Annotated in this window: 8 protein-coding genes; 5 read left to right on the top strand and 3 right to left on the bottom strand. The window is 41.7% G+C overall.

Features of this window, described 5'->3' with window-relative positions; all coding sequences use genetic code 11:
* Position 1: 1 nt before the first annotated feature.
* From R2Q80_RS11890 to R2Q80_RS11870, 5 genes are all read left to right on the top strand, one after another.
* A complete protein-coding gene (locus R2Q80_RS11890; protein ID WP_316799830.1) occupies positions 2-151 on the top strand; it encodes a type IX secretion system membrane protein PorP/SprF in 150 nt (49 codons plus the stop codon).
* Between the two features lie 43 nt (positions 152-194).
* Positions 195-2,156, top strand: a complete 1,962-nt coding sequence (locus R2Q80_RS11885) for an OmpA family protein (protein ID WP_316799823.1) — start codon at positions 195-197, stop codon at positions 2,154-2,156.
* Positions 2,157-2,357: 201 nt separating this feature from the next.
* Positions 2,358-3,662 (top strand): DNA polymerase IV, encoded by a 1,305-nt coding sequence (gene dinB / locus R2Q80_RS11880; RefSeq protein WP_316799822.1) that lies wholly within the window; start codon positions 2,358-2,360, stop codon positions 3,660-3,662.
* A gap of 120 nt (positions 3,663-3,782) precedes the next feature.
* Positions 3,783-6,782, top strand: coding sequence for a DNA polymerase III subunit alpha (dnaE, locus tag R2Q80_RS11875; protein ID WP_316799821.1), 3,000 nt, complete (start codon positions 3,783-3,785; stop codon positions 6,780-6,782).
* Positions 6,783-6,835: 53 nt separating this feature from the next.
* On the top strand, positions 6,836-7,354 hold the full coding sequence (locus R2Q80_RS11870; protein ID WP_316799820.1) for a YdeI/OmpD-associated family protein: 519 nt from the start codon (positions 6,836-6,838) through the stop codon (positions 7,352-7,354).
* Here R2Q80_RS11870 and R2Q80_RS11865 read toward each other — a convergent pair.
* From R2Q80_RS11865 to R2Q80_RS11855, 3 genes are all read right to left on the bottom strand, one after another.
* A complete protein-coding gene (locus tag R2Q80_RS11865) occupies positions 7,343-8,083 on the bottom strand; it encodes a polyprenol monophosphomannose synthase (protein ID WP_316799819.1) in 741 nt (246 codons plus the stop codon). The two genes, R2Q80_RS11870 and R2Q80_RS11865, sit on opposite strands and share 12 nt — an antisense overlap.
* Positions 8,084-8,198: 115 nt before the next feature.
* Positions 8,199-9,680 carry a peptide MFS transporter gene (locus tag R2Q80_RS11860; RefSeq protein WP_316799818.1) on the bottom strand — a complete coding sequence of 494 codons (1,482 nt, stop codon included), beginning with the start codon at positions 9,678-9,680 and terminating at the stop codon, positions 8,199-8,201.
* Between the two features lie 66 nt (positions 9,681-9,746).
* Positions 9,747-11,342, bottom strand: coding sequence for a peptide MFS transporter (locus R2Q80_RS11855; protein ID WP_082120746.1), 1,596 nt, complete (start codon positions 11,340-11,342; stop codon positions 9,747-9,749).
* Positions 11,343-11,386 lie beyond the last annotated feature (44 nt).

The raw sequence follows: 11,386 nt of genomic DNA, 5'->3' as shown, positions 1-11,386 counted from the left end.
GATCTTCCCATCAGAAAAAATCAGGATTGGTTATGGCTATGATTTCTCGATTGGTCCATTACAGGGCTATAGCGGAGGTACTCACGAAATCTCGATTGCCTATTCATTCATCAAGCAAAACATCCGCCTGGCCACACCAAGGGTGTTTTAAAACTTAAATTCTGTACATTAGCTAAATTATCCAATCAATTATAATGAAGAAAATTTTAATAGGTACCTGCTTCTCGGCATATTGTTTATTTGCAACCGGATTCTCTGCGCAAGCGCAATATGTAATCAAGGATGCTGATAAACAATTTGAGTTGTTTAACTACAGCAAGGCGGCCGATTTATACGAGCAAGCCTATAAAAAGAAAGAAACTTTACACGCTGCCGAACGTTTGGCAATCGCCTATGCCAATATGTATAATTACAAACAGGCCGAAAGCTGGTTCGCAATCGCCTCAAAAATGGCTGGCAGTAAGCCTGAAAATACTTTAGGTTACGCAAAGGCACTCCAGAATAATTCAAAATACAGCGAAGCAAAAGTGCAGTACCTGAATTATATTGAGCAAAAAAAAGATGTGCCCGAGCGGCAACAGGCAGTGTGGATCGGTTCATGTGATTCAGCAATAAAATGGATCAGGAATCCAAAAAAAGTAGAGCTAATCAATCAAAAGGAATTAAACAGTACACAATCAGACTGGGGAGCTTTCAAATATCAGAATGGTGTAGTTTTTACATCCGACCGTTCAAACAGTAAACTGGAATCTAACGAAAGCCGCCCGTTCTTACGATTTGATGGCACCAAAGAGCCCAATGCTAATGTATATGGCTGGACGGGAAATGGCTACCTCAAATTATATTATAAAGCCTCTTCTAAAGATAGTCTGGCATTATTTCCAATCAAAACAGGTACACGATATCACGTGGGTTCAGCAAGTTTTACTGCTGATGGAAAAACCATGTATTTTACACTCACCCGCATTACCGACGAACTGGAACGTTTGAAAAAACAACCCACAACGGTTAACGTTGAAATATTCAGTAGTACCAAATCCGCAGATGGTAGCTGGAGCGAACCGGTATCTTTCGCTTACAATAATGTGAACGAGTATTCTGTTGGAGATCCGTTTATCACCACCGACGGCAATAGTCTGTACTTTGCCTCTAATATGCCTGGCGGCTTAGGTGGAACGGATATCTACGTTTGCCTGAAAACGGATGCAGGAGAATGGGGAAAACCAATTAACCTGAAAGAGGTCAATACACCCGGTAACGAACGCAGTCCGGTTTTCGATGAGAAAGATAATTTTTATTTTTCAAGCGATGGCAGAGTGGGTATGGGCGGACTGGATGTATACCAGGCTTTAAGACAAGGAGGTGGGATCGGTGTGATAGAGAATCTTGGTTACCCCTTTAACTCTCCGCAGGATGACTTTAGTTTCAGTCTGAATGAAAAAGGTGGCATTGTTTACCTGTCTTCAAACCGTGAAGGTGGAGTTGGTAGCGATGATATTTATTCGATAGATCAGAAAGCAATATTGGCTTTTAAACTGGAAGGACGGGTTTTCGATCGTAAAACCAGCGATCCATTAACGGAAGCGGTGGTTACACTTTCTAAAGTGAATGGCTCCGTAATCAAAACTGAAACTGATGAAAACGGATTCTATGAGTTTAATCTCGCGAAAGAATCTGAGTACAATGTCTCTGCCGAAAAAACTGCTTACCGATCTGATGTAGAAAACCTGGCCACCATTGGCTTAACAACCTCGGAAGTGTTGAAACAGGATTTATACCTTGAAGCAATTGAGTTGATGAAAGGGATCAGATTGGAAAATATTTACTACGATTTCGACAAATGGAATATTCGTCCGGATGCAGCGGTTGAACTGGATAAACTGGTTAAGATTTTGCTTGAAAACCCAACGATCTGGATTGAGCTGGGCTCGCATACCGATAGCCGCGGAAAAGATGGCTATAACCTGAGCTTATCGCAAAAAAGAGCAGAATCTGCCGTTCAGTATATCATATCAAAAGGCATTGCTAAAAACCGGATCACGGCTAAAGGTTACGGCGAAACGCAACTGTTGAACAAGTGTAGCAACGGTGTAGAATGCAGCGATGCTGATCACCAGTTAAATAGAAGAACGGAGTTTAAAATCGTTAAGCAATAAATAAGACTAATAGCATAAATATTGAAATGCCCTGATAGCGATATCAGGGCATTTTTTATGCACCAACATTCGGAATAAAAAACATAAAGCTAAAAATGTTAGTATTTTGTGGATAATTCAGGAACTTATCTTCGATATAAAAGCTAATAAAATTAGTAATTTTGATTGTAAAATTATTCTTAACATTTAAACGCTGATGATATGAACCAGACTGATAAACATATCATACACATGGATCAGGATGCCTTTTTTGTATCTGTGGAATTAAGGAAAAATCCCAGCCTGCTTGGAAAGCCTGTTATTGTTGGAGGCGGATCTGACCGGGGAGTGGTTACCTCGTGTAGTTATGAGGCCCGTAAGTTTGGCGTACATGCCGCTATGCCAGGAAGGATGGCCCGGCAACTCTGTCCCCAGGCCATATTTGTCCGCGGGAATATGGAAGACTATTCGAAAGCTTCTCACGAAATCACAGAGATTATTGCGGATAAAGTCCCGCTTTTCGAAAAAGCGAGCATCGATGAACACTATATCGACATGACCGGAATGGACAAGTTCTTTGGGGCCATGAAATTTGCTTCCGAATTGCGCCAAACCATCATTAAAGAAACCGGCTTACCGATATCTTTTGGTTTATCTGTTAATAAAACGGTTTCAAAGATCGTAACCAATGAGTGTAAACCCAATGGAGAGCGCAAAATTCCGTTGCCTGAAGTACGCTCATTTCTGAATCCCCTGGCCGTACATAAAATACCGGGCATTGGCGATTCAACCTATAAAAGACTAAGTGAGATGGGCGTACGCAAAATACAAACACTTGCAGAAGTTCCGCAGGATTTGATGTTTAAGATTCTGGGTCAGCATGGCTTGGGCATCTGGCAAAAAGCCAACGGAATTGATCTTTCACCCGTAGTGCCTTACCGGGAACGAAAATCAATCGGTACCCAAACAACTTTTGAGAGTGACAGTATGGATATTTCGAAGATGAAAGCTATACTAAGTGGGATGGTTACCAATTTAACCTACGAACTAAGGAGCCAGCAGAAACTTACAGCCTGCATTACGGTTACGATCCGGTACTCGAATTTCGAAACGGTTACCCAGCAGGCGCGGATTCCCTACACTGCGCTGGATTCATTCCTGACCGCAAAAGCGCACGACTTGTTTGAGCGACTCTATTCCCGCCGGATGATGTTGCGCCTGATCGGGGTAAAACTGTCTCATCTGGTGAGCGGGTTTGAGCAGATTGGCTTATACCATACGTCTGAAGTTGAATACGATTTGTATCAGGCAATGGATAAAGTACGGGATCATTACGGATTAGAATCGGTAGTGAAAGCCTGCATCGTCAAGCCCCCGCTAAAAGACGAAAATAATAGAGTCATTAAATATAACCCCAGGAAGAAAAAAGCAACAACAGATCACCCCGAGGAGGCGGAAGAAAAGAAACGCTCGCGGATCAGAACCTTTATTAATACTGACCTGGGAACAGCAACGAAGCTGGATTAATTAAAATGTCCACCCATCATTCAATCACCCACCATATCTTGTACCTGATACTAAATACTCACGACCTCATAACTACTTGATACTTGATACCGACTACCTGATACTGAAATGTTTCTAAACGTGCATTCTACATATAGCCTTAAATATGGAACCATTCCGGTTCATGAAATTGTACGTCAGGCCCGCGCATTGGATATTCACCAATTGGTTTTAACCGATATCAATAATTCAACGGGTGCCATGGAGTTTATCCGTGAATGCGAAAAGCAAAAACTCAAGGTCGACAAAACAGAACAGCACGCAGGAAATGACCCATATTTAATTAAGCCGCTTACCGGCATTGAATTCCGGTTAAATAACCTTTTACTTTACATTGGTATAGCGAAAAATAAAGAGGGTATGCGGGAGCTCAACGAGTTTTTAACTTTTCATAACCTGAATCAGAAAGAACTTCCACGAGCCGCACCCGCTTTCGAAAATGCTTTTGTGATTTATCCTTTTTCCAAAAACGCCGACCGGACATTGAAATCAAATGAGTTTATAGGGATACGACGTGAGCAGCTCAATTTTTTGTATTCCCATCCTTTGAATAATATCAGGCATAAACTGGTGGTTTGGCACCCGGTAACCGTTACAGGAAAGTATGAGTATCGTCTGCATGAGTACTTACGGGCAATCAGTTCCAGCACCTTGTTAACTAAAGTTGATGAAACGGATAAATGCTCCGAAGCAGAAGTTTTGATTTCAGAACAAGAGATTGAACATCAGTTTGCCGACTATCCTTTCATACTCGAAAACACCCGGCGAATATTTGATAGTTGCTCCATGGATGAGTACCTGGTGAAGGGCAAGTGCTCAAAAAATAAAAAAACTTATACTAAATCAGGTCCGGATGGTGACCGGCTGATGCTTCGCAATCTCGCGTTGAAAGGTTTAGCATACAGATATGGGATGGACCATGGTATTGCCAGGGAAAGGATCGAAAAGGAACTCAGGGTAATTGAAGCATTGGATTACTGTGCATACTTTCTGATTACCTTTGATATCATTCGTTTCGCTATCGACAAGTGCGGTTTTTATCATGTGGGGAGAGGATCTGGAGCCAATAGCATTGTTGCCTATTGTTTACGCATTACAGACGTCGATCCAATTGAACTTGATTTGTATTTTGAACGGTTTTTAAATGAAAAACGTACAAGTCCGCCTGATTTTGATATCGATTTTTCATGGGATGAACGGGAGGTGATACAGCGGTACCTATTTGATCGGTATCCTAAAGGACATGTAGCATTTTTAGGGACCATGAGTACTTTTAAAGACCGGGCAATTATCCGCGAAATAGGAAAAGTACTTGGTTTGCCCAAAGAAGAAATTGACAGTTTTAGCGACCAGACAAAAGAAAGGGACAACCTCCAAAACCCTACGTTTAAAAAGTTAATGCTGGTCCACAGCCTCATGAGAGATATGCCCAACCAAAGATCGATTCATGCAGGCGGGATCTTAATTTCTGAAGAGCCGCTTACTTATTATACTGCTTTGGATTTACCTCCCAAAGGCTTTCCAACCGTACAATGGGATATGTATGAAGCCGAATTTATTGGTTTCGAGAAATTCGATATTTTAAGTCAGCGGGGCATAGGACACATTAGAGAGGCTGTTCGTATTGTTAAGGAAAACCAGGGTAAGGATGTAGACATTCATAACTTCCCCATGTTTCGGGACGACCCGAGACTGAACGCAGAGCTCAGGGAAGGTCAGCCCATCGGTTGCTTTTATATCGAATCGCCGGCCATGCGTCAATTGTTGAAAAAGCTTACTTGTGAAGATTACCTTACGCTGGTGGCAGCAAGCTCTATCATCCGTCCCGGGGTAGCCAGCTCTGGTATGATGAAAATGTACATTCAGAGTTATCATGCTCCTCACCAGGTCAAATACCTCCACCCGGTGATGAAAGAGCAATTGCAGGAAACATTCGGTGTTATGGTTTATCAGGAGGATGTGATTAAGATTTGTCATCACTATGCGGGTTTGGATCTGGCCGATGCAGACATCTTGCGGCGAGCCATGAGTGGCAAGTACCGGTCGAAACTGGAGTTTGATAGACTGGTACAACGTTTTTTCGATTCCGCGAAACAATTAGGACGGGATGAAGAAGTGACTAAAGAGGTTTGGCGGCAGGTTTCATCGTTCGCAGGCTACAGCTTTTCGAAAGCCCATTCGGCTTCCTTCGCGGTAGAAAGCTATCAAAGCCTTTACCTTAAAACTTATTTCCCAAAAGAGTTCATGGTTGCGGTACTGAACAATTACGGAGGTTTTTACAGCAGATGGGTGTATGTACGTGAATTACAGAAAACAGGCGCCAGGGTGCATTTGCCTTGTGTAAACTATAGCGATGAGGTGGTCAATATAAAAGGGAATGAAGCCTACCTGGGCTTTATCGGTATACAGGGTCTGGAAAATAAGTTTATCGAACGAATACCCCACGAGCGTAGGTTAAATGGCAATTTTAAGAACTTGGAGGACTTTGTGAAGCGTACACAGATTACACTGGAACAAGCTATTTTACTGATTCGTTTGGGCGCGCTACGATTTACGGGCAAAGATAAGAAGAGCCTGTTATGGGATATTCATAACTATCTGGGGCACCAGCGGAAGTTAATCAATACGGCTGAGCTGTTTAGTGTAGAACATAGTGTATATGAGTTACCCGAACTCGAGAATTCCGCTTTGGAAGATGCCTATGCAGAGCTGGAACTATTGGGATTTCCCTTAAATTACACCATGTTCGACTTTTTGAAAACCAAATACCGTGGTGACGTAAAGGCGGCAGATCTGCAGCGATATGCGGGGCAGACAGTGAAAATGGTTGGTAATTATGTTTGTGAGAAAACTGTCCGTACTATCAAAAATACTAAGATGTGGTTCGGCACTTTTATAGATGATCAGGGCGATTTCTTTGATACCACCCATTTTCCGAATACTACACCATTGTATCCTTTTAAAGGAAAGGGCTGCTATTTGATCTTAGGTAAAGTAGTGGAAGATTTTGGTTTTCCAAGTATTGAAGTTTTGAAGTTTGCAAAGCTTGAGATTGATCTGAATCCGGTAGCAGTTCGCTAATATCAGCCGATTAATTCATATCTTGGCTCTTGTGATATCCTTGAGATTTAGTCATGATTTACCTTAAAGCAGAAATAGAGCGCTTCGCGCAAATGGGCGAAAAAACAGGATGGAGTTATGTATTCATTCCTGCAGATACGGCAAATGAAATAAAAGCAGGTTGCAAAGTAAGCTTTAGGGTAAAAGGAAAAATTGATGCACTTGAAATAAGCGGCCTGGCAACCATTCCAATGGGCGGGGGGGATTACATCATTGCGCTGCGGTCTGAGCTCCGTAGAAAGCTTAAAAAAGAGGCGGGGGCTGCTATTGAGTTGTGGCTTGAAGAGGATAAAACATTTAAAATCGAAATGCCCGAAGATCTGGAAATGTGCCTTGCCGACGGGGAAGGACTATTAGAGCATTTTCTAAGGCAACCGAAGTCACATCAAGCCTATTTTATTAAATGGATAAATGAGGCTAAAACAGAAGTTACCCGAACTAAAAGACTAACCATGACCATTAGTGCAATGGAAAAAGGGCAGGACTATGGAGCAATGATCAGAGCATCGAAATCCAGGACTTTAGATGGATGATTTCCGGTTATAGTCCCTGAACCAGCTACTTACTTTCATCTGGATGACACCTAAAAATGCTTCACGGAAAATTCGCGTGCTCATCTTTGATGTCCCTTCAGTCCGGTCAGTGAAGATGATGGGTACTTCTACCACATTGAAACCAAATTTGATGGCTGTAAATTTCATTTCGATCTGAAAGGCATAACCCACAAACCGGATTTTGTTCAGTGGAATAGTTTCCAGTACAATCCTGCGGTAGCATTTGAAACCGGCAGTGGCATCCTGAATGTTTATTCTGGTGATAAACCGAACATACATCGAGGCAAAATACGACATCAGCACCCTGCCCATAGGCCAGTTTACCACATTAACACCTTTTACATATCTTGATCCAATCGCTACATCCGCACCTTGTATACAGGCATCACGCAAACGGGCCAGATCGTCCGGATTATGTGAGAAATCCGCATCCATTTCAAAGATGTATTGATAATCCCGTTGCAAAGCCCAGTTGAAACCATAAATGTAGGCTGTGCCCAGTCCTTGCTTCCCCGACCGCTCTTCAATGAACAAATGATCCTGATATTCACCTTGCAGAGATTTTACAATTTCAGCTGTGCCATCAGGCGAGCCGTCATCAATAATTAAAACATGAAAAGGCTGAGTCAAAGAAAATACCTTTCGGATAATCTTTTCTATATTTTCCTTTTCGTTGTAAGTAGGGATGATAACTAAACTGTCTGACACGGTTATTATTATTTTAAACGAAAGCCATTGTAGCTTTCAAGCTGCGAAAGTAAATATTAAAAGTGAATAATCCGTATCCGGAAGTCCAATACGGATTAAATCTTTGCTATAAAGCTTAACGAACCTCGCCCATCAATTTTTTAACCAACTGTGAAAATACAATCAGTCCAACTCCGGCGATTAACGAGTACAATGCTAAAACCTTATACCCTTCAGTGTAAGCTACCAGTTTGGCCATTAATGAAGCATTATCAATACTCGACATTTCTGCGCCTAGTTTCCCTGCTGCCAGCTGCCCGAAGGCACTCGACAAAAACCACAAGCCCATCATCATACCAAACATCTTTTTCGGTGAAAGTTTGGTGATGATCGACATGCCGATAGGACCCAGGCAAAGTTCTCCGAGGGTAAGCAGGAGATAGGCTAATGTGAAAATATTTAATGAACTAATGCCTTCAGCATTCGCAAAGAAACGCGTGGCATAAAAAACGTAAAAGCTTAGTGCCAGCAGCAGAAAACCGATGCCGAATTTAACAACGGTATTAGGCTCTATCTTCCGCTTATGCATGCCAATCCACAAAATACCAATCAGAGGGCTGAAAATAATCACAAAGAGTGAGTTTACACTGTTGTTGACCACGTTAGGGTCGATGTTGAGGAAAACAAGACTATGATCGAGGTTATCTTTTGCAAAAAGAGACAACGAGCCGCCGCTTTGCTCAGATATCGCCATAAAAATAAAATAACAGAATATAAAAATAAAAGCAGCAATCAGTTTATATTTCGCCTGCAGTGTAGGTACCATTGCTGTTTCATAGATGAAATAAATCAGGGCTATTATGCCGATGGTGTACATAAAATAATCTGTATAATCTGTATTCTTCACCATGATGAAGATCAGGGGGATTGATATTAAAGAGCCGATGTAAACTGCAATTTCATAGATCGTACGCTTTTTTTTATCAAGATTAAGCAGAGGAGAATCTCCGATCGGGCCTAAGTATTTTTTGGTAAAGATAAAGGTTCCCAAACCGAACATCATCACCAATGCTGCTGACAGAAAGCAATAGTGCCAGTTGTAATACTTGCCCAGGTAAATACACATGGCGCCTCCCAGCAAACCGCCGATATTTATTCCCGCGTAGAACAAACCATAGCCTGCGTCTCTTCTGTTATCTTTTTCGTGGTAGAGTTCGCCAACCATGGATGAGATATTGGGTTTAAAAAAGCCTGTTCCGATGATCGAGAGCGTAATGCCCGCATAAAAGAAATCGTGCGGAGAAACGGCGAGGATGAGGTTTCCCAAAATCATGAGTGAACCACCCCAGAATAATGATTTTTTGAAGCCTAATACTTTATCGGCAAAAATACCACCTATAAAAGTAAAAGCATACACAAATGCTTGTATTGCGCCGTATTGCAGATTTGATTTCTGGTCGCTCAAACCCAGTTGCTCCACCATGAAAAAGGCGAGTACACCGCGCATACCGTAAAAACAGAATCGCTCCCACATCTCTACAAGTGACAGGTACCAAAGTTGCTTTGGATATTTACCTTCAAAATTCTGAATCTGCGCTAATGTTATTTCTTTTTCCATTACAAGTTTTTAACAGAAAAACCCACCAGTAGTGGCGGGTTTTTAAAAATTAGATTATTTTATTTCCTAGTGTACGCCATGCATCCATTTACGCAATATCGGACTAATAGCAAACATCACGAATCCGGCCACTACCGGAATAATAGTGAATATTAAGAAGAAGGTTGATATAGAATATTCTGCACTGATTTTATCGATTAAAGAACCGGTTGCACCTGCAAGGTAATTTCCAATCGCTGTACAGGTAAAGAAAACGCCAAACATCAGGCCTACCAGATTGGGAGGGGCAAGTTTACTCACGTAAGATAATCCGACTGGGGAAATGCAAAGCTCACCAACAGTATGGAAGAAATAAGCAAAAATTAACCAGAATAAACTTACCTGGGCTGAAGTAGCGCCCTGAGGGATATCTGATCCACCGTAGGCTAAACCCGCAAAACCGATCCCTACAAATATTAACCCTAAACCAAATTTCACCGGACCGCTGGGGTTAAATTTACTCTCCCAGAATTTGGAAAAGATTGGTGCAAGTGAAACAATGAAAAAGCTGTTTAAAACGCTGAACCATGAAGCAGGAACCTCTGTGCTTACAGAACCTAACTCTCTGTCTACTTTCCAGATGGCAATAACCCAGATGATAACAAAGCTTAACAGGGTAAACAGAATGGTTGCCGGATATTTTTTAAATATTTTAGAAGCTAAACTGGCCAATACTACAGTTACCGCAACCAAAGGGAAAATGGTTAAAATACTGTCAATCCATTTAAAAGTTGTCGCTGCACCCCCGGTCAGGTTTCTCAACGTATAATCCTTGGCGAAGATTGTCATAGATCCGCCAGCCTGTTCGAAAACCATCCAGAAGAAAATAGTAAATATAGAAAGGATGGCGATCACCCATAAACGCTGACTTCTCACATGTTTAGGGATTTCAACAACAGTCGGGTCTGCTTTTTCTACTTTTTCGGTTTTATCAACAGCAGCACCGATTACACCGAATATTTTTTGTGCAAAGTAAAACTGGAGCATCCCGAAAAGCATGAAAACTCCCGCTAATCCGAAACCATAATGCCAGCCCACTTTTTCGCCAATATAACCGCACATTAACATACCTATAAAGGCACCTGAGTTGATACCCATGTAAAAAATGGCGTAGGCACTGTCTTTTTTATCGCTGATAGGAGGGTAGAGTTTACCTACAATGGAGGAAATATTTGGTTTAAAGAATCCGTTTCCGACGATAAGCAGTAGTAAACCTAAATAAAAGAAATTGGTACTGATTCCTTCCAGAGCCATTGAAGCATGTCCAAGGGTCATGATAGCAGCGCCAAGGATAACAGCCTTTCTGTAACCTGTAAATCTGTCGGCGATTAATCCGCCCAGTATTGGCGTAAAATAAACAAGTCCGGTATATAATGCATAAAGTTGCAGGGCTTCCGGACGAGGCCAGCCCCAGCCATTTTTACTTAGATCACTGATTAAAAATAAAACTAAAATGGCACGCATACCATAGTAACTGAAGCGTTCCCACATTTCAGTAAAGAACAGTACAAATAAACCTACGGGATGGCTAAATAGTTTCTCACTTGATACGCCCTGACTTGCTAAATGGAGGTCTAACTCCTTATCATGGTCAATGCTAGTCGTTTCACTAGATGTTTGCATAAAACGTTTGTTGGTTTTAGTTTATGAATTCAGAATTTGTGTGT

Source organism: Pedobacter frigidisoli (assembly GCF_032678525.1).
GTDB classification, from domain to species: domain Bacteria; phylum Bacteroidota; class Bacteroidia; order Sphingobacteriales; family Sphingobacteriaceae; genus Pedobacter; species Pedobacter frigidisoli_A.
This window is presented reverse-complemented; position numbering and strand designations above follow the sequence as displayed.

Bases quoted from the DNA above. Each gene is read 5' to 3' on its own strand.
- R2Q80_RS11860 (WP_316799818.1), bottom strand. From the start codon at position 9,680: ATGGAAAAAGAAATAACATTAGCGCAGATTCAGAATTTTGAAGGTAAA.
- R2Q80_RS11870 (WP_316799820.1), top strand. From the start codon at position 6,836: ATGATTTACCTTAAAGCAGAAATAGAGCGCTTCGCGCAAATGGGCGAA.
- R2Q80_RS11855 (WP_082120746.1), bottom strand. From the start codon at position 11,342: ATGCAAACATCTAGTGAAACGACTAGCATTGACCATGATAAGGAGTTA.
- dinB (WP_316799822.1), top strand. From the start codon at position 2,358: ATGAACCAGACTGATAAACATATCATACACATGGATCAGGATGCCTTT.
- R2Q80_RS11885 (WP_316799823.1), top strand. From the start codon at position 195: ATGAAGAAAATTTTAATAGGTACCTGCTTCTCGGCATATTGTTTATTT.